Source organism: Campylobacter sp. CCUG 57310, assembly GCF_013201975.1.
GTDB lineage: Bacteria > Campylobacterota > Campylobacteria > Campylobacterales > Campylobacteraceae > Campylobacter_A > Campylobacter_A canis.
The window spans coordinates 1,052,060-1,071,673 of sequence record NZ_CP053845.1 but is presented as its reverse complement, the minus strand read 5'-3'; the positions used below and the strand labels follow the sequence as shown (position 1 = coordinate 1,071,673).

Sequence of the window (19,614 nt, the reverse complement as noted above, 5' to 3'; positions counted from 1 at the left end):
TATTTAAGGCTCTTTACTTACTCTTTATTATTTTGATTAGTCGCGATAATTTGCAGTAAAATTTGCGACATAAACAGCTTTTTTAATAAAACTTAAGTCAAATATTTATATACCTCAAAGCTGTTTTAAGCTTTAGCTTTATCTTAGTTTTTTGAATTCATATCCTCTGCGATTTGGGCTGCCAGCTTTAGCTTCTCGCTATCAAAGTGCGTATAAATTCGCGATGTATTTAAGCTTGCATGCCCGAGTGCTTCCTGGACTAAAACGAGATCTTTTTGCTTTTTATATAACATTGTCGCAAAGGTGTGTCGAAGCATGTGAGCGCCATTTTTTTCCTTGCGAATTCCGGCCTTAAACAAAATTTGCTCCACTATTCTGCTTACGTAAGCTTGCGTTAGGCGCGTGCCTTTTTTGTTTATAAAGAGATAGCCTTCTTTATTTATATAGTTTATCGCTATCGCATCAAGATAAGCTTCTATGAGGTGGCGCTTTATCATTACTATTCTGTATTTGTTGCCTTTGCCGCGAATTCTTATAGTGTATAAATCGCCATCTTCCGTTATATCCTTACGCTTTAAATTTAGAGCCTCGCTCACGCGAATTCCTGTAAATATTATCGTCTTTATGATGAGCTTGTTTCTGTTTGTATTTACCTTAAAGTCGCTATTTTCGATAGCCTCTAAAAACCTCTTAACTTCCTCTTCGCTCATAAATTCAGGCAGTTTTTGTCCTCGCGTCCCGCTTATGCCACCCCAGTTTTTAAGCGAGATATCGTATATGTGGGCTCTGCCGTCCTCTTCGTTTTGCTTATCTAAAAATGAAAAGAAATTTATAACAGAAATTCTGTAGTTTTTCTTACTTGCATCGCTTAGTCCGCCCGTCGTGCTAGCTAAAATTTCGCTTAAAAGCTCTTCGTCTATCTGTTTTAAGCTCTCAAGCTCGTAAAAACAAAGCGTCTCATAAATTTTTTTAAGCGGGTTAAAATAGGTATTTATGCCTGTAAGCCCAGCGTTTCTGGCTGATTTTACAAGTCCGTCAAGCTCGTTTATGCTCCTTACGCTACGGCTTAAGGAATAATTTACGCTAGCAAGAGCTTTTGGATCTCTTAGCTCTTTGTTTGAAAGCGAACTTAGCTTAAATTTAACGTATCTCGTTAGCCAAAAAAGAAATGACTTTTCAAAACTATCTTTACAATCAAGCGGGTATTTCAAATGTTTTCCTTGCCAAATTTTAAATAATGGAAATTATATCAAATTTATACACCTGAAAATATAATTAAAATAAAAAGTTAAATTTAACAATAACTTTAAGTTAATTTATGTTAAATTTCTCAAGTTTTAAACTTTTTGATAAAGGGGAAAAGAATGCAATCAACCTGTAATTCGCGTCGCAGTTTTATGGCTGCTGCGGGACTGTTTGTTGCGGCTACCGCTTTAAAAGCCGCACCGACTAAGTTTGAAGAGGGTAAAGGGGAGCGCTTTGGTATGGTGATAGACCTTACGCGCTGTATCGGATGTCAATCCTGTACTATGAACTGTGCTATGGAAAATGACGTTCCCGCAGGGATGTTTAGAACTATAGTTTCAGAATATGAAGCTTACGCAAAAGACGGCAAAAGAGCTGCTATGGCTTCACTTCCAAGACTTTGCAATCACTGCGAAAGCCCTGCTTGTATCGATATGTGCCCAACCGGCGCAAGCCATCAAAGAAGCAACGGTATCGTTAAGATAAACAGCAGCGAGTGCATAGGCTGCGCGCTTTGCGTTGAGGCCTGTCCGTATCACGCAAGATATTTTAATCCAACTACTCTAAAAGCTGATAAATGCACATTCTGTGATCATAGACTTCGTGCGGGACTTCTTCCAAGTTGTGTGGAAACCTGTGTAGGCGGAAGCCGTATAATGGGCGACTTAAACGATCCGAATTCAAATATCAGAAAATTTTTAGCAACTCACGAGACTATGGTTATAGATAGTCCGAAAAATACAAATCCGCAGGTGTTTTACTACGGTGTTAGCGAGGTTTTAACCAAAAACGACGTAGAAGCGGAGAAGGAAGCAGGCTATAAACGAGTCGTTCACTGGAACGAAGAGATAACGCTTTAAGAGGAGCTAAAGATGCAAAGACGAGATTTTATTAAAAAAGCTATGATTGCCTCGGCTCTTCCTGTGGCTGCCGTTGCAAGTAAAGATGAAAAGATAGATGATTATAAGGTTCAAGGAAATTCCCATGAACCGGAATTTAAAGTAATAGACGGTAAAGTCGTGATGAATGAAGGGCACTCCATAGTATTTTCTATGTGTCACGGGTGCACCACAAAATGCGGTCTTAGGCTTCATATAGACGATAAAAACGATCGCGTTCTTCGCTCGGTGGGAAATCCTTTCCATCCGCTTGCAAATTTCCATTGGATGCCTTACAACACCTCTATAAACGACGCGCTAATAGCTACAACCAGAAGCGGCAATGACGATCAGCGAGCTACCGTTTGCGTTAGGGGCGCTATGCTTCCCGAGATGCTTTATTCGCCGATTAGAATTCTCTCTCCGCTTAAAAGAGTTGGCAAAAGAGGCGAGGGCAAGTGGCAGACTATCAGCTTTGAGCAGCTCATAGAAGAGGTTGTTGAGGGTGGCAATCTATTTGGAGAAGGACACGTAGACGGACTTCGTGCTATCTACTCCGATGAGCTAATCGATCCCGAAAATCCCGAATACGGCACCAGGCGCAACCAGCTCTTAAGCTTTTATTTATATGACGGTAGAAGCGATATCGTTGATAGATTTATGAAAAAGTCATTTGGCACCGTTAATCACTACTCACACGGCGGAATTTGCGGCGGCGGATTTAGAGCGGGCGGCAAGATAGCTCACAACGCGGGCGGATTTGCTCATACTAAGCCTGATTATGAGCACTCTAAATTTAGCATTTATTGGGGCACTTCGCCTGGTAATGGCGGAAATCCTTTCCAAAAGCAAGCTAAGATGGTATCTTATGCAAGAAGTTCGGATAACGGATTTACTTACGCTGTCATCGATCCGACGGTTTCAAATTCTATCAAATACGCCACAAGCGATAAGGCTCGCTGGATAGGCATAAAGCCCGGCATGGATTCAGCGCTTGCTATGGCGATGATAAGATGGATAATCGAAAATGAAAAATACGCGACAAACTACCTCATCCAGCCGAATTTAGAGCAAGCCAAGCTAGCAGGCGAAATTCACTGGTGTAATGCAACTCACCTTGTCATCACCGAAAAAGGACACAAAGACTACGGCAAATTTGCGCGAGTTAATGACGAGTGGCAAGTATGCTCGCAAAGCGGTAAAATTCAAAGCTATAAAGTAAACGAGCCTGCTAAGCTCTACTATAAAGGCAAGATAGAAATAGAGGGCAAAAAAGTAGCCGTAAAAAGCTCTATGCAGCTTCTTAAAGAGTCAGCCTTCAAGCACACTATGAAAGAGTATTCAAAGCTTTGCGGCGTGAGCATGGACGATATACTTTGGCTTTGTGACAACTTCACCAAAAACGGTCGCCAAGTAAGCACGAACGTGCACGGCGGTATGATGCATACGCAAGCCGCAATGAGTACTTACGCGATACTTTGCTTAAATACACTCATGGGCACTTACGGCTACAAGGGCGGAAACGTAAACGCAAGCGCAGGCACGCATAAATTTATGAGCGGCAGATATGAGCTTGAGAAATTTGAGGGCGCATATAAGCCAAACGGTGTGAATTTGTCCCGCTCGGGCAAATACTACGAAACAAGCTCGGAGTTTAAGCGCAAGGTAGCAGCCGGAGGCACGGGCTATCCTGCACAGCAGCCTTGGTATCCTATCTCTATGCCACTTATAAACGAAACTCTTACAAGCCATGCGGTTGGATATCCTTATAAAGCTAAAATTTTCATTAACTACATGACAAACGTCATCTACGGACAAGCGGGGCTTGAAACGGCGGTTAAAGATTCGCTAAAAGATAGTCGCGATCTACCACTTTTTATCGGTATAGACGCGTTTATGAACGAAACAAATGCCTATGCCGACTACATCGTGCCTGACGGGTTAAATTTAGAAAACTGGGGTATGCCAAACGCTCTTTGGGGAACTATAACCAAAACTTCAGTCGTGCGCTATCCTGCGGTAACTCCAAGACAAGATAGGGATAAAAACGGCACACCGATAGACGTGGAGCTCTTTTATATAACTATCGCTAAAAAGCTTGAGCTAAAAGGCTTTGGCAAGGGTGCGTTTAAGGATAAAGACGGCAATACTATGGATCTTGACACTAAAGAGCAGTTTTATGCAGCCGCACTTGCGAATTTGGCCTTTGACGGCGAAGCGGTAAGCGACATCAGCAAAGAAGATGCCGAGCTTAGTAAAATTCACAGAGTTATGCCAAAGATAGAAAAATATCTCAAAAAAGAAGAGGTGGCAAAGGTCGCTCACGTGCTTGCAAAAGGCGGAAGATACGATGATTATACGACTGCATATAAGGGTGATAAGGCGACTGTAAAAGTGCCTGCGCCAAATCCCGCCTCGATATACTACGAGCCGCTTGGCGGACATCGCCACTCTATCACGGGCGAATACATGCCGGGAACTCCTACGCTGATGAAGCCGGTAGCAAGCGACGGAACTCCGCTTGAAAAATTCTTCCCGAAATCCGAGTGGAAGTATCTGGTAAGCTCGAAAAAATCAAACGCGCAGCACTACTACACTATCATGAGCGATAGGATGAGAAGCATACATCCCGTAAATTTCGTGCGTATCAGCGAAGATATAGCAAAAGAGCAGGATATCAAAACGGGCGATGAGGTAAAAATCGTAACTCCGTACGCAAGCGCAAAAGGCACGGCGTTTGTGACAAACGGCGTTGCAAAAGGCGTTATAAGCCTTGAACACGGCTTTGGACACACCGAATTTGGTGCCAGAACTCACTATATAGACGGCAAACCGGCACTTAGGATAGAAGGAACCGAAGTGGGTATAAACCACAACCTACTTGGTCTGCTTGATCCAAAACGCAAAGGCAGATTTAGCCTTAACGACTGGCTTGTAGGCACCTGCGCTAGACAAGCGTTGCCTGCAAATATCTATAAAATTTAGCCTTTTAGGCGCTAGGCTAGCTATCTTGGCTAGCCTATATAAAGTTTAGTTAGTAGCATCATCTCTTTTATGACAATTTTTTATACACCTTGTTTGGCTATAAGCATAAAATATGGATTTAGATCTATTTATTATCGATATTTTATTCGATAACTATAATTTTTATATGCTAAAATTTAAGTTAAAGAATTAAATTTTTATTTTGATGAAATAAAAGAATAAAAGAAAAACATGGGAATACTTTATAAAAAATGTGAAGTTTGCGGAAATAAAATAAATAAACTAGGATGTTTATCTAATTTTAAATTTGATAGTGAAATAGAATGTAAAAAGTGTAGGTTAAAATATGATATATTCAATATCAAATTTTGTCTGTTTTTATCAAATATAATACAGACTTGCTATGCTATTTTTTGTTTATTTTTTTCTATCGGGCTTAGTATATATGTGAAGGATAATTTTGATATTCATTGGTTGATTTCGGTTTTGGTTTTTGTAGCCACTTGGTTTTTGTCATCACTTTTTTGCATGCTTTTAGAATGGGTCATTTTGCTTTTATTTGTTGCTAGATTCGTGATTTCAAAAGATAAAAAAATAGATCAAAATTCAAGTAAATTTAGTAATCTAATAAATAAAGCATTTAATATTTTAAGAAAAAATTGACGAAGTTAGTAAAATTAGTAAAAGTTTCTTAGAGGGTTCACTCAAAGTAAAAAAGAAAACAAATCGTAATGAAAAGCAAGTGTAAATTTATTAAAGCAAAAGAGATTTGTATGAGCTTGCTAGCCTAAATTTCTCAAATACATAGTAAAATATCTCTTTTAAAAAGCAAACAGGAATCATCTTGGAAAAAATTAAAGAAAAAATCATATCCTCATATCCGTTTATAATTTTTATACAAAGACCTTTTAAAGGCAACGGCTCATTTTTAAGAACTCTTACATCTGCTTCTTTGATGGTTTTGGTTTGTGCTTGTTTTTTTATGATTATTGTTGTTATAAAAAATATGATTTTTTATAGCGACTTTAAGCCCCTAAATGAGCTTACTAAAACAACAGGCTTAGTAGAAGCGGCAAATTACTGGTTAAAAGGAGAAGGTAAGCTCATAGTAAAGTCCGATAAGGGTGGCTATATGCGTTACTATATAGATAAGAGAGATAAGAAAATTTATGAACCCGTTATAGGCAAAAGGGTAACTATCTATAGCAAGACTATGCCTTTAGGAGAAGATATCCTTCAGCTAGAAGATGAAAACGGTAAAATTCATATAGAGTATGACTATGAAGAGGAGCTTAAAACTCCGCAAAAAGATAGAAATTTGATATATACATGTATAAATATAGCCGTCTTTTTACTGCTTATAGTATGGTTTTTAAACCGCAGAGATTTTACAAAACCTAAATTTGTTAAACCGCCAAAAGTAAAAAAGAAAAAGAAAGCAAAGCGTGATGAAAAACAACTGTAAATTTAGGAAATTTGTATGAGCTTACTATATTTTAAATGCACAAACTGCGGTAATGAAATTAAGAAGATATCAAAATTCAAAGATTTATTTGTCAAAAGAAATTTGGTCTGCAAAAACTGCAAAAGCGAATTTAAGCCATCAGGCTTTTTTACTTTTTGGGTAGAGAACATTACTTTTCTATCTCCCGTTATTGTAATAGTTTTTGCCCATTTTACACAAGAAATTTTGTTTTCAAATGCTGACGGCACATTTTTAGTTTCGGTTGCTATAGGAATTGTCTTATACCTAGTAGCTTCAGCTTTTTTAACATATTTAATACCATATAAGAAAAAATAATGCTTAAATTTGCGCATTATTTTAACTGTTTTCTATCACTCTTTTCGTCTCAAGCGCTATTTCTAGCTCCTCGTTCGTCGGTATTATCAATGTTTTTATGACCGCTTCTTTATCGTCAACACATCTTGCGCCGCTTGATCTGGCGAAATTTAGCTCGTGATCTATCTTGATGCCAAGGTGTGGTAGTTCGCTACAAATTTTACTTCTTGTATTTGGTGCATTTTCACCGATACCACCTGTAAATATAAGCGCATCAACCCGTCCAAGCACGGCATAGTAAGCTCCTATGTATTTTTTGATACGGTAGCAAAACATCTCAAAAGCAAGATGAGCTCTCTCGTCGTGCTCCATTTTAGCAACCACTTCGCGCATATCGTTTGAACCGCAAATTCCAAGAAGCCCGCTCTTTTTGTTTAAAAAAGTATCGATCTCATTAGCCTTTAGTTCGCCTAAATTTAGCAGATAAGTGATGATCGCAGGATCCATATCCCCGCTTCTTGTGCCCATTATAAGACCTTCAAGCGGACTAAGCCCCATCGAAGTATCTACGCTTTTACCCTCTTTAACTGCACAAACCGAAGCACCGTTGCCAAGATGAAGCGATATAGCGTTAAAATTCTCATACTCCATGCCAAGCATTTTGGCTGCGGTTTTAGTAACGTAGTGATGAGAGGTGCCGTGAAAGCCGTATTTGCGTATATGCAAGCGTTTGGCTAGATCATAAGGTAGTGCGTATCTGTAAGCAAATTCCGGCATGCTTTGATGAAATACCGTATCAAAAACCGCCACATGAGGGACGTTTTCGCCACTTTCTTTCATGGCGTTTCTTATGCCTGCTAGGTGTCCCGGGTTATGAAGCGGGGCCAGGGCTGAATTTTGCTCGATTTTAGCGATTACTTCGCTATCAATTCTAGCCGAAGCACTAAAACTCTCTCCGCCGTGAACTATCCTGTGCCCTATGCCGTCAAGCTCGCTTAGGTTATGCAAGATATTTGATACCGCAAATAGTCTATTCATGATCTCAAGACCCTCGTGGTGATCTTTGATCGCCAGCTTTTCTTCGTAAACGTTGTCTGTTTTTGTATCTTTTAATTTCGCATAAGAGTTGCTTTCTCCTATGCGCTCGATAAGTCCCGTCGCGATTGCGTTGTTGTTGCTCATATCAAAAAGCTGAAATTTTATAGATGAGCTACCGGAGTTTAAAACTAAAATTTTCACTATTTGCCTCCTGCTTGTATGGCTGTGATTAAAACCGTATTTACTATATCTTCTACCGAACACCCTCTGCTTAGGTCGTTTACGGGTTTTTTAAGTCCTTGCAAAAGCGGTCCTATGGCGATGCAGTTTGCGCTGCGTTGAGCTATCTTATATCCGATGTTGCCGCAGCTTAAATTTGGAAATACAAATACATTTGCTCTGCCGGCTACGTCGCTATTTGGCAGCTTTTTTTTGGCTACTTGCATATCTATAGCCGCGTCATATTGCATAGGTCCGTCGATGACTAAATTTGGCTCAAGCTCTTTTGCTATCTTAAGTGCCTCATGAACCAAATCCACATCTTCTCCGTATCCGCTATCTCCCGTAGAGTATGAAAGCAGGGCGACTCTAGGCTCAAGTCCGAAGTAGCTAGCAGTATTAGCCGAATCAATCGCTATCCTAGCTAGAGTTTGCGCGTCGGGCTTTGGATTTATCGCACAATCTGCATAGATTAAAATTTCTTCATCCATACACATCACAAAAGAGCTTGATACAAGCGGTGTTTGCGGTTTTGTCTTTATGATTTCAAATGCGGGGCGTATGGTATCGGCGGTGGTGGTTATGGCTCCGCTTACCATGGCGTCGGCTAAGCCTGTTTGAACCATCATGGTGCCAAAGTAAGTTTTGTCCAAAATCATCTCTTTTGTTTTTTCAAGCGTTACGCCCTTGTGTTTTCTAAGCTCATAAAGCTTGCTTGCGAAGCTGTCTTGATACTCGTTTTTGTCTAAATTTATGAATTTTATTCCTTCTAAATTTACCCCAAGACTTTTTGCCTCGGTTTTAATCCCGCTTTCATCGCCAAGTAGGATTAAATTTACCGCTTGCGTTTTTATTAAAAGCTCGCTAGCTTTTAATATCCGCTCATCGGCGCTTTCGGGCAAAACTATGGTTTTTTTATCTGATTTTGCTTTATCTACAAGCTCTTTTTCGAATTTATAAGGAGTGATAATGTCTTGTTTATAAGTTAAAATTTCATCCAAATTTGAGCTTATAAAGAGCTTTGAGTTTTTGTTTATCGCTTTTAAATTCTCGGTGCAATAAACAGGAGCGTTAAGGTGCTTGGCAAGCATTAAATTTAGCTCGAATTTGCCTATGTTTCCAAAGGCTTCACATCCTCTAATCGCGATAAATTCGTACTCTTTTTTAAGTCTATCAAATTCTTTTATGATATCTTTTATCAGCTCTTTTTCCCTATCTTCTCTAAAGGCCAAAATCGCTTCTTCAATGCTTACAAATCCGCCGATAGGCTCAAAAATCGTTATATTTTTAAATTTTGCTGATATAATTTCATAAATTTTTGAAAAATTAGCAGTTAGTAGATAAATCCTATCAGTTTTCATCTTTTTTCCTTGATTAGTGGAACTTTAATTGCTTAATTTTATCATAAATATCTATACTAAGGTTAAATTTTATGAAAGCTAAATTTTATTTATCTATGGCTTGTATCGGACTGATTTTTAGCGGATGTGTGCCGAGTGCCGATCCTAAAATAGACATGAAGCCGCCCGTATATGTAGAGCAGCTTCCCGCCAAGCAGATAAATAATCAGCCAAATACGGGTAGTCTTTTTGGACGGGGGGATAATCCTTTATTCTCGGATAGAAAGGCTATGAACGTAAATGATATCGTAACCGTAGTGATAAGCGAGAGTGCAAACCAAAGCTCCACAGGCAAACGAAACACTAACAAAGACAGCACTATAGGGCTTGGAGGAGGAGTATTTACCGCAGGATCTTCGCCTCTTTCTCACGCGGCGGATCAGTTAAATAAATTCGGCGATATAGGCTTTAAAGCGGGCACTAAAAATCAATTTAGCGGAGGAGCTTTGAGTTCTCGCACCGAAAGCTTTAAGACAACCATATCGGCTCGCATTATTAAAGTGCTTGAAAACGGCAACTACTTCATCGAAGGCTCGCGCGAGCTACTGCTTAACGGCGAAAAGCAGATAGTGCAACTAAGCGGCGTAATAAGACCTTATGATATATCAAATTCAAACGAAATCGACTCAAAATACATAGCTGATGCGAAAATTTTATATAAGACTGAAGGGGATGTGGATAAATCTACCAGAAAACCTTGGGGAACGAAGCTTATGGAGGCTATCTGGCCGTTTTAAAATTTAATAGCCCTCACAAATTTAGAGGGCTATTTTGTGTTTAATTAAAACATAAAGCTAAATTTAGCATTTAAACCGTTTGATTTGACATTATCTCCAAAAGCTCCTATGTAAGATAGTCTAACGGAACCGTTTTTAAATATTTTCGCTTCTAAACCGGCATCTATAGTAGTTAGATCGGTTAGTTTTTCTCCTTCTAGTCCTATGCTACCGTTTGCTCCTAATCCTACGGTTGTGCTAGGAGCTTTTTGACCAAATAGTCTATTATAAGCTATATTTGCATTTGCATTAAAAATACCAAAAGCATAGCTTGGTTTTATACCTATAGTAGCTACGGTAACATCTCTGTTATCTTTACTTGTGGTCATAGTATAAACACCTATTTGTTGCTCGCTTGTTTTAACTTTTGCATTTATATAGCCAAATCCTACATAAGGTGAAAGAGCGAAATTTGCCGACTCTATGCCTTTATGACTAATATCTGCATATACCATTGCGATAGCCTCTTTATTTTTGGTTTTTGTGTTTGATACATACTCGACTATGCTGGAGCTGCTTTCTTTATGGCGTTTGCCCATCGTGTAAGTTGCCATAGTGTTTAGCTTAAAGTCATTTATGTCGGTTTGAGTATAGATACCCAAATTTGAGTTTAGAACTTTATAATCTTTTTCGCCATCTATTTTTGTCAATGTTTTGCTTAGTCCAAGCACACCGCCAAATCTTGTGTTATCGCTTGCCATGCCGTCTGCGCCAAAGATTTGACCAAATGTTTGAGATTTGGCATCAACGCTATCGTATTTGAAGTTGTGGGCTATAGTTGTAGTCCAAAAAGATAGTCCGCTATATGTATCGTTGGTATTTACGGCATTTATATTCGCTTTGTGTCCCGAGATAGAATTTCTAAGTAAAATGCTATTTAAAACAGATGTGTTTTGTGCGGCAAAATTTCCATCGTTTGCAAGCGTCTTAAATGTAGCTTTTGCTTGATCCGGTGTAGCAAAAAGTAAATTTCTATATAGATCGCTTGTTTTAAGACTGTTTCTAGTCACCGATCTAAATCCGACACTAGCATTTGAAGGAGCTAAAATCGCTGATTGCTCTATGAAATTTGCAACTTCTTTTTGATTTGACGAAGTGGCAAAATCTCCCATTTGCTTTGAGTTTTTCTTTACATTGATTTTTAATTTATCATTTGCAAATTCTTTTGTAAGGTTAAAAAACGCATACTCTTTAGCAAATTTTGTCTTTTCATACCCGATAAATGCTCCTTGAGCGCTATAGCCTCTAGTTAATGAAGGAGACTTCATTAGTTCGACTAATTCATCGGCATTTTCAGATATTCCTACTAGAGAACCGTCTTTGAAAGTTACATTTACGTTCGCACTTCCCGGTCTAGTAAGCAAAAACGCACCGCCATTATTTATAGTTGCCGTTACGACATCCGATGTGCTTGTTTTAGTTACCTCTTTCCAGCCTGTGCTTGAAGGCACATAGTATTTTCTTTCTTTTAAAATTTCAAGCGAGCCGCCATTTTCTACGACTACATTGCTTTTTGTTAAAGATTGATTTAAGGCTGAAATTTTACCTCCGTAGATAGTAGTATTTCCAGTAAAGGTATTATCTCCGACTAAAGTAAGCGTGCCGCTTCCTCTTTTAACAAGCGAGCCTTCATATCCTTCTGTTGCTCTTTGAGCTCTTGCTTTTTCTCTTGCCGTTTCAAACACTATCTCGGCTTTTTCTTCAGACGTTAAAGAAGCTTTTGTATTAAGTAAAGCCTTCCTTGCGTTCCAAGTCGCAGCTTCATTGTCATCTTCCGTTTTTCTATGCTTGATCGCTACATCCGAAATGTTGTTTGACCAGATATCATCCACTTCCATACTAACATCAAATTTTCCTAAAAATTGTCCGGGACCAAACATCGCTTTACCAAGATCAAGGATACCCCAACCCCATCTTGCATCAGGCGTACCTAGTGCCGAAGTCCATCCTTCAAGCGGAGTGGATGTATTTTTTTTAGTCTGTCTAGCATTTGTTAGCATCGTATCGCGGACTTGATCTGCGCTCATATATGTATAGCGAGAAAATATTACTCCTAGTGCTCCTGATACATGAGGGGCAGCCATAGATGTACCTCCCCAGCTGGCATATCCTGATTTGCCTGTTTTTATATCAACTATAGAGGAGTAAATGTTCATGCCGGGTGCAGCTATAGTCCACCACTTAGAATGTCCCGCAAGATTAAATCTTTGTCCGTCATTTTCTTTTTGTCCGGTTACGTTAACCCAATATTTTTCTGCATCGGGTCTAAAATATGGAAGCATGGCACGAGTAAATGATTCTTCCATATTGTCTCTATTTCCTGCGGTAAACACTTGAATGATTCGTCTATTAACTGCCACTTCGTAAGCTGCATCTATGAAGCTTTTTTCTCCTGAAACCACAAACTGATAGTATGCTTTTTTGGCCGAATCAAGATCTTTAAGATCCATATGGTCTTTAGGATCATTGGTTTTTATTATTTTAAATTTAACGCTTCCGTCAGGATTTCTAATATAATTTCCCATACCATCTTTGAGATATTCTATCTTCCAGCCGGTTGCTCCCGGATATGCCGAATTTACTTTTCTATTTGACCCCCAACTGTTATTAATAACCCTGACACCGGCATCGGCTAGTGCAGTATAGCCTTTTAAAAAGAAGTTATAATCTTGGTTTGGACCATAGGTCATTCCATCGTTACCGCCTGTGTTGGCAGAATAAATTTTTGATCCAAAAGCAATACCATGCATTCCTTTGCCGTTTCTGCTAGCTCCTATGGTGCCGCCTACATGAGTGCCGTGAGAGTCGTTTATGCCCGCTATCCATTCTCCGCCTACGTTAAATGACTCTCCTTTTTTAAATTCACCCTTATTTGATTTGTCATAATCGGAGCTAGATCCTTTTTTAAACGGCGAATTTCCATACTGTGTATCAGGATAGCGCATGCCGTTCTTGCTGTATTCTCCTATGCTTTTAATAGTAGAAAATCTACCGTCTTGAAATTCAGGGTGAGACATAAGCATGCCTGAGTCCATGACTCCTATTTTTACACCTTCGCCGCTAAATCCCATGGCATAGGCAATAGAAGCATTCATAGAGTCAAGGCCCCAGTCTTTTTTATACTCATCACTTTCCCAGCTTAAAGTATTTCCTAATGTGCCTAACTCTTTATAGGCGTTTGCGCCGCTTGCTAAAAATATGCAAGCAAAAATTGATAGTGCAATTTTGTTAGTGCGTGCAGCACGACTAAATTCTGATCTCATGAGTATCCTTTCTTTAAAAAGTAAAAAATCGATAAAATTATATAAATATTAATCTTTAATATTAATTAATTTATTTAAAATATATTGTCGATTTATTGTTATATTTTTTTGTAATACACCTTTTGTAATTTAAATCTTAATAAATATATCTATATTTTAGTTACTTTTTTATATTATTAAAATTAAACTGAATTTTTTAAATTAACTTTTATTTTAATACAGTTTAGAAATTTTATTTTATTATTTTTAAAGACTCTAATTACGGTTTTTGAACATATCATCTATTTTTAAAATTTTTAAAGATATAATAAAGTGTAAATTTCAAGGCAAGGGCAAAAAATGAAAGAGTTAAATGGCTCGCAGATGATTAGCGAAGCGCTATATAAAGAGGGTGTTGATATAGTTTTTGGATACCCGGGCGGTGCGGCTCTTAATATCTACGATGAGACTTATAAGCAAAGATACTTTAAGCATATTTTAGTTCGCCACGAGCAAGCCGCCGTCCATGCCGCAGATGGATACGCAAGAGCAAGCGGAAAAGTCGGAGTAGCTTTCGTTACCAGCGGTCCGGGATTTACAAATGCCGTTACAGGCCTTGCTACGGCGTATTCTGATAGTATTCCTATAGTGCTTATAAGCGGGCAGGTTGCAAGCTCTCTTATCGGTACGGACGCCTTTCAGGAGATTGATGCGGTAGGAATTTCTCGCCCCTGTGTGAAGCATAACTATTTGGTAAACAGCATTGAGGAGCTTCCAAGAATTTTAAAAGAGGCATTTTACATCGCTCGCTCAGGTCGTCCGGGCCCCGTTCATATCGATATACCAAAAGATATAACCGCGGCAATGGGAAATTTTGATTATCCCGAGGAGATAAAGATGCTTACTTATAAGCCTACTTATAAGGGCAATGCAAAGCAGATTAAAAAGGCTGCCGAAGCCATATCCGCGGCAAAAAGACCGCTTCTTTATCTTGGAGGAGGGGTTGTAGCTTCTGGTGCCAGCGAGCTTGTAAGAAAATTTGCTAAAAAGACCGGAATTCCTGCTATAGAGACTCTAATGGGGCTTGGAATTTTATCTCATGATGATGAAAATTTGCTTGCGATGGCGGGTATGCACGGAAGTTATGCCGCAAATATGGCTTTAAGTGAAGCCGATTTGCTTATCGCGCTTGGAGCTAGGTTTGATGATCGTATCACCGGTAAGTTAAGCGAATTTGCAAGATACGCGAAAATCATTCACGTAGATATCGATCCAAGCTCTATATCAAAGATAGTAAATGCCCATTTTCCGATAGTGGGCGATCTTAAATCCGTGCTTGAAGAGCTCATACAAAGAGTTGAAGTAAATCCTGAAAACATCAAAGACTGGAAGGATATCCTCTCTCGCTACGACAAGCTAAACCCGCTTGCATACAGCGACAGCGATGAAGTTTTAAAGCCGCAGTGGGTCATAGAGGAGACTGCCAAGATAGCAGGCGATGATACGATCATATCAACTGACGTCGGACAGCACCAGATGTGGACGGCGCAGTTTTATCCGTTTTCGCGCCCAAGGCAGCTGATTACCAGCGGAGGACTTGGCACGATGGGTTACGGACTACCTGCGGCAATGGGCGCAAAGTGCGCAGATCCTAGTAAAACGGTTATAAATTTTACGGGTGATGGCTCGATACTAATGAACATCCAAGAGCTAATAACAGCCGCAGAAAACGGCATAGCGGTTATAAACATCATCCTAAACAATAACTTTTTAGGCATGGTGCGCCAGTGGCAGACGTTTTTTTACGAGAAACGCTACTCATCAACCGATCTTAGCGTGCAGCCTGATTTCGTAAAGATAGTAGAGGGCTTTGGCGGAGTAGGATTTGTCTGCAAAACCAAAGATGAGTTTAGAAATGCGCTAAAAGAAGCGATAAAGCTTGGCAAGGTAGCTATGCTTGATGTTAGGGTTGATCGCTTTGAAGATGTGCTTCCTATGGTGCCCGCGGGAGCTGCGATATACAATATGATACTAAAAAGCAAGGAATAAATGATGAGCATAAGAAGAGTAATTTCAGTCATCGTTCTTAACGAACACGGAGTGCTTTCGCGTATCTCAGGGCTTTTTGCAGGGCGTGGGTACAATATCGATACTCTTACGGTCGCTCCGATACCGGAGACAAATTTATCTCGCCTTAGTATCGTAACAGTAGGCGATGAAAGAGTGCTAGAGCAGATCGTAAAGCAGCTACATAAGCTAATACCGACATATAAAGTAATAGAAACGGGCGAATTTGTCGAAAAAGAGATGGCGCTCGTAAAAATTCCGCTAAGTGAAAATTTCGGCGGACTTGACGCGATACTTAAGGCATATAACGGAATAGTTGCGAACACAAATGAAAATTTTATCGTTGTTATGGTGGCTGACGATACGATTAGGGTTAATAATTTTTTAAAAGCTATCAAAAAATACAATCCTGCCGATATCGTTCGCGGCGGGTCGGTTTTAATGGATATGTGATGAAACTAAGTGAAATTTATAAGATTTTAGAGATTGAATTTAAAGGTAATGATTTTGAGGTAACTGCACTAAATTCGCTTGCTAATGCAAAAAGTAGCGAATTAAGCTATTGCGACGGCGAAAAAAACGCCAAATTTATTTCAAATTCTAAGGCAGCAGCTATACTGATAAGCGAAAATTTAAAGGAATTTGTGCCTAGCGATACGCGTGCTATAATCGTTGAAAACGCGCATTTAGCATTTGCGATTTTAAGCAAATTTTTTGCAAAAGAGCTTTTTGCAAGCTCTCCAAAAGAGACTCAAATTTCACCCAGTGCCAAAGTAATGCAAAACGTTTATATAGGCTCAGGCGTAACGGTGGGCGAGGGCAGTGTGCTAATGCCGGGAGTATTTTTGGGTGATAATGTAAAGATTGGCAAAAACTGCATCTTGCATCCAAATGTAGTCGTATATAACGACTGCGTAATCGGCGATGAGTGTCATATAAACGCAAATGCCGTTATCGGCTCTGACGGCTACGGATACGCACACACCAAAACGGGCGAGCATATCAAAATTTATCACAACGGAAACGTGATTTTAGAAGACTTTGTCGAGATCGGAGCATGCACTACTATAGATCGCGGAGTGTTTGAGCCGACCATCATCAAGCGTCACACTAAGATAGATAACCTTGTGCAGATAGGCCATAACTGCGAGCTGGGGCAGGGCTGCTTAATAGTAGCTCAAACAGGACTTGCAGGCTCAACTAAGCTTGGTAGAAACGTCGTGATGGGCGGGCAAAGCGGCACGGCAGGGCATCTTAAAGTTGGGGATTTTGCTCAGATTGCAGCACGTGGAGGAGTCGGCAAGAATATCGAAGGCGGCAAGAAATACGCAGGAGCTTATCCGATAATGGAGCTTGGCGAGTTTTTCAAACTTCAGGCTAAAATTTTAAGATTTTTTAAGAAAAATTAGATTTTAAACGCTCGTATATTGCCTTAAATTTACTCTTTATACGAGCAAATTTCTATTCGCTTATTTAAATTTAGATATTTGATCTATTTAAATTTTCTTTTTGTGTTTTGTAAATTTCATATAAATAAAAAGCAGAAATTTAAACAGAGACAAGCGATAAATTTGCCTCTGTTTGTATATATTAGCTAGACAAAGAAACTAAAAAGCTCCTTTATCTAAATTCAAAACCTCCACTGCACCCCAATACCGCCATTAATACCTCTTTTTTTACCTGTCATGCCTTGTAGGTTAAAGTCTAGCGTTAGGTTATTTGTACTGTTTAGCTTAGCACCTATCTCTGCATTATAAGTGCTTCCTTTGATACTTGGACTATCTATATCTACATTATGAGTTAGGTTATATCCTTTAGCTTCACCTTTAAACTCTCTTTCATAGCTAGCACCTGTATAAAGATCAAATCTTTCGTTTATAGTATGGTTGTATCTAGCTCCTATCTTAGCCGATAAGGATTTAGCAGGTTTTAAAAGAATTCTATCTCCTACTATATCTACCTCTATCTCTTTTTCTCCTAGCTTATTAAAGAGTGCTTTAGAGTATATATCTATATTTGATATATCACTTATATCTATCGTCTTGCCTAAGCCTAAATGCATTCCATAGTAGCTTCTTTTAGCTTCATATTTAGCAGTAGTTACAGCAGGTATATCACTTTCGTAATCACTTTTTATCTTGCCTGCTTTAAAGCTTGAGCTTAGATAAAAGCTATTAGCAAGACTAAACTTAGTAGCTATACCAAGACCTATATATTTAAACTTACCGTTACCTCTTACATCTATCTTGTCAAAGTCATTAAAGCTATCATACTTACCTCCACCAAACTCTACAAACATTCCTACACTGTTTCCTTCAAATTCTTTAGCAAGACCGACTGCCGCGTTAAAGCTTTTTAGATCTACGTGCGAGCCTGACTTAAGTCTAGTGTTTGATGCGCTTGTAGAGCCGAATGCTCCGTTTGAATCTGTTTGAAGAGTCATGGAAGATATCATATCAGAACTTGAAGATAGCATACCTAGCTCTCCTATAGTGGTTTCTACTACGTTTTTAGGGTAGGGAAGAAGTGTTGCGCCACCACCATTTCCTTGGTTACCTTGATTTCCTTGGTTACCTTGATTTCCTTGGTTACCTTGATTTCCTTGGTTACCTTGATTTCCTTGATTTCCTTGGTTACCTTGATTTCCTTGGTTACCTTGATTTCCTTGGTTATTTTTTTTAACTATAGCAAGTAGTTTTTTGTTTGACGTGTCTTTGCTAAGAGTAAAGTCGTAAAGAGCTGAAATTCCTGCTTGGAGTTGCCCTTTTTGATTGGTCATATTGTCCGGATATATCATATCTTTCTGTGCCTCTATAAGCGTTATCTTATCACCGTTATTCAATACTCCTCCCTGCATCATACCTACACCTATTTTAGACTTAGTCAAATCTAATACCATATTAACATTTAACATCTTGTCTGCTATAACATTAAATCCTATAGGTATATAGAAATTTATAAATTCAAAGTTTGCAATTTCGTCTGCTGTAATATTCTTTCCTCTTATGTTTAGAGTGTTTCCGGTAAAAGCATTGCCATTTCCGTTTGGTAAAATACCACCAAAAATTCTTTTAAGGTTAAGGTTATTTGCATTTAAATTTACTGTATTGTTTATAGCACTACCATTGCTAGAGCGTCCACCTATTATAGATATATTTTCTCCAAATGTTCCTCCGTTTATAGTTACGGTGTTTTTAGAGGCATTGCTATTTCCAGAAATCCCTCCTGTTATAGTTACTTCTGCTCCAAATGTCCCTCCGTTTATTGTTACGGTGTTTTCAGAGGCGTTGCCTTGATTTTCAACTTCACCGCCCGCTACCAGAGCTCCTAGGATTATATTGGCTCCATTTTCTATGGTTACTTTATTATTTCTAGCTTCTCCATCTTTAGCAAATCCTCCATAAATCAAAGGATCGCTATTATTACCAATTTGTCCACCTGATATTTTCAGCTCGTTTTCTATAGCCCCCTTATCTCCATAGCCTCCGTAAGCATTTGCAGAAATCTTTCCTCCTGTCATATTTAAGGTATTACCTCTGGCAATATTATTTTTTGAACGTCCTCCATATATAATTACTACTTCATATCCGGAATTATTGCCAAAATTTAAAGTATTACTATATACCTCACCGTCTCCATATCCGCCATAAATAAACACATATAAACGTGGAGTATTGAAGTCGTTAGGAGTGCCTTTCCATGTAAGAGTATTACCGCTTTGTCCTATATAAAAATGGTTTCCGTGTAGATATGAACTATAGTTAGGACTAGTAGTAGAGTTGTCTATAGTAACATCTACTGCATAAAGTGAACTTAATGCGACAATAGAAAGGGTTAAGCTTTGTTTCATGATAGATTTCATATAAAAATTCCTTTATTAACGTATTTTAAATAATTATACAATAAATAGTGTAAATATGAGCAAAATTTTGATTAAGTTAGAAATAAATAATAAAAAAGTGAGTATTTAAGGACGAATTCCGT

Annotated in this window: 14 protein-coding genes; 8 read left to right on the top strand and 6 right to left on the bottom strand. The window is 38.8% G+C overall.

Annotation, left to right across the window (positions count from 1 at the left end; translation table 11 throughout):
- Window positions 1-143 precede the first annotated feature (143 nt).
- Window positions 144-1,211 carry a tyrosine-type recombinase/integrase gene (locus CORI_RS05275; RefSeq protein ID WP_173031108.1) on the bottom strand — a complete coding sequence of 356 codons (1,068 nt, stop codon included), beginning with the start codon at window positions 1,209-1,211 and terminating at the stop codon, window positions 144-146.
- Between the two features lie 153 nt (window positions 1,212-1,364).
- Between CORI_RS05275 and CORI_RS05270 the strand changes: the two genes are divergently transcribed.
- The 4 genes from CORI_RS05270 to CORI_RS05255 all read left to right on the top strand — a co-directional run bounded on the left by CORI_RS05270 (window position 1,365) and on the right by CORI_RS05255 (window position 6,573).
- Window positions 1,365-2,105, top strand: coding sequence for a 4Fe-4S dicluster domain-containing protein (locus CORI_RS05270; RefSeq protein WP_169940815.1), 741 nt, complete (start codon window positions 1,365-1,367; stop codon window positions 2,103-2,105).
- Between the two features lie 12 nt (window positions 2,106-2,117).
- Window positions 2,118-5,108, top strand: coding sequence for a molybdopterin-dependent oxidoreductase (locus tag CORI_RS05265; protein WP_173031107.1), 2,991 nt, complete (start codon window positions 2,118-2,120; stop codon window positions 5,106-5,108).
- Between the two features lie 231 nt (window positions 5,109-5,339).
- On the top strand, window positions 5,340-5,771 hold the full coding sequence (locus tag CORI_RS05260) for a hypothetical protein (protein WP_173031106.1): 432 nt from the start codon (window positions 5,340-5,342) through the stop codon (window positions 5,769-5,771).
- A 181-nt stretch (window positions 5,772-5,952) separates the two neighbouring features.
- A complete protein-coding gene (locus CORI_RS05255; RefSeq protein ID WP_173031105.1) occupies window positions 5,953-6,573 on the top strand; it encodes a hypothetical protein in 621 nt (206 codons plus the stop codon).
- Window positions 6,574-6,575: 2 nt separating this feature from the next.
- Here the strand turns inward: CORI_RS05255 and CORI_RS05250 are convergent, their stop codons facing one another.
- The 3 genes from CORI_RS05250 to pta are packed head-to-tail and all read right to left on the bottom strand — an operon-like array spanning window position 6,576 to window position 9,506.
- Window positions 6,576-6,926, bottom strand: a complete 351-nt coding sequence (locus CORI_RS05250) for a hypothetical protein (protein WP_173031104.1) — start codon at window positions 6,924-6,926, stop codon at window positions 6,576-6,578.
- A 4-nt stretch (window positions 6,927-6,930) separates the two neighbouring features.
- The gene (locus tag CORI_RS05245; protein ID WP_173031103.1) at window positions 6,931-8,127 is read right to left on the bottom strand and encodes an acetate kinase; all 1,197 of its coding nucleotides are present in this window, start codon (window positions 8,125-8,127) and stop codon (window positions 6,931-6,933) included.
- Complete coding sequence (pta, locus tag CORI_RS05240; RefSeq protein WP_173031102.1) at window positions 8,127-9,506, bottom strand: phosphate acetyltransferase; 1,380 nt, start codon at window positions 9,504-9,506, stop codon at window positions 8,127-8,129. The genes CORI_RS05245 and pta overlap by 1 nt, the downstream gene beginning before the upstream one ends.
- 71 nt (window positions 9,507-9,577) lie before the next feature.
- On the opposite strand from pta, the gene flgH reads away from it, so the two are divergent.
- Window positions 9,578-10,282: a flagellar basal body L-ring protein FlgH gene (flgH, locus tag CORI_RS05235; RefSeq protein ID WP_172201585.1), complete on the top strand. Its 705-nt coding sequence runs from the start codon at window positions 9,578-9,580 to the stop codon at window positions 10,280-10,282.
- A gap of 44 nt (window positions 10,283-10,326) precedes the next feature.
- Here the strand turns inward: flgH and CORI_RS05230 are convergent, their stop codons facing one another.
- On the bottom strand, window positions 10,327-13,584 hold the full coding sequence (locus tag CORI_RS05230; RefSeq protein ID WP_173031101.1) for a S8 family serine peptidase: 3,258 nt from the start codon (window positions 13,582-13,584) through the stop codon (window positions 10,327-10,329).
- A gap of 339 nt (window positions 13,585-13,923) precedes the next feature.
- Here CORI_RS05230 and CORI_RS05225 point away from each other — a divergent pair, with 339 nt between their 5' ends.
- Genes CORI_RS05225 through lpxD form a run of 3 tightly spaced genes read left to right on the top strand, consistent with a single transcriptional unit; the run spans window position 13,924 to window position 17,039 of the window.
- Window positions 13,924-15,612 (top strand): acetolactate synthase large subunit, encoded by a 1,689-nt coding sequence (locus CORI_RS05225; protein WP_173031100.1) that lies wholly within the window; start codon window positions 13,924-13,926, stop codon window positions 15,610-15,612.
- Window positions 15,613-15,621: 9 nt separating this feature from the next.
- On the top strand, window positions 15,622-16,083 hold the full coding sequence (ilvN, locus tag CORI_RS05220) for an acetolactate synthase small subunit (protein ID WP_169941008.1): 462 nt from the start codon (window positions 15,622-15,624) through the stop codon (window positions 16,081-16,083).
- Window positions 16,083-17,039, top strand: coding sequence for a UDP-3-O-(3-hydroxymyristoyl)glucosamine N-acyltransferase (lpxD, locus tag CORI_RS05215; RefSeq protein WP_173031099.1), 957 nt, complete (start codon window positions 16,083-16,085; stop codon window positions 17,037-17,039). The genes ilvN and lpxD overlap by 1 nt, the downstream gene beginning before the upstream one ends.
- A gap of 221 nt (window positions 17,040-17,260) precedes the next feature.
- Here lpxD and CORI_RS05210 read toward each other — a convergent pair whose 3' ends face one another.
- On the bottom strand, window positions 17,261-19,492 hold the full coding sequence (locus tag CORI_RS05210; RefSeq protein WP_173031098.1) for an autotransporter outer membrane beta-barrel domain-containing protein: 2,232 nt from the start codon (window positions 19,490-19,492) through the stop codon (window positions 17,261-17,263).
- Window positions 19,493-19,614: the final 122 nt, after the last annotated feature.

Excerpts from the sequence above, each read along its gene's own strand:
- CORI_RS05270 (WP_169940815.1), top strand. The coding sequence starts at position 1,365 with ATGCAATCAACCTGTAATTCGCGTCGCAGTTTTATGGCTGCTGCGGGA.
- CORI_RS05265 (WP_173031107.1), top strand. The coding sequence starts at position 2,118 with ATGCAAAGACGAGATTTTATTAAAAAAGCTATGATTGCCTCGGCTCTT.
- CORI_RS05260 (WP_173031106.1), top strand. The coding sequence starts at position 5,340 with ATGGGAATACTTTATAAAAAATGTGAAGTTTGCGGAAATAAAATAAAT.
- CORI_RS05250 (WP_173031104.1), bottom strand. The coding sequence starts at position 6,926 with ATGCGCAAATTTAAGCATTATTTTTTCTTATATGGTATTAAATATGTT.
- pta (WP_173031102.1), bottom strand. The coding sequence starts at position 9,506 with ATGAAAACTGATAGGATTTATCTACTAACTGCTAATTTTTCAAAAATT.
- flgH (WP_172201585.1), top strand. The coding sequence starts at position 9,578 with ATGAAAGCTAAATTTTATTTATCTATGGCTTGTATCGGACTGATTTTT.
- CORI_RS05230 (WP_173031101.1), bottom strand. The coding sequence starts at position 13,584 with ATGAGATCAGAATTTAGTCGTGCTGCACGCACTAACAAAATTGCACTA.
- CORI_RS05225 (WP_173031100.1), top strand. The coding sequence starts at position 13,924 with ATGAAAGAGTTAAATGGCTCGCAGATGATTAGCGAAGCGCTATATAAA.
- lpxD (WP_173031099.1), top strand. The coding sequence starts at position 16,083 with ATGAAACTAAGTGAAATTTATAAGATTTTAGAGATTGAATTTAAAGGT.
- CORI_RS05210 (WP_173031098.1), bottom strand. The coding sequence starts at position 19,492 with ATGAAATCTATCATGAAACAAAGCTTAACCCTTTCTATTGTCGCATTA.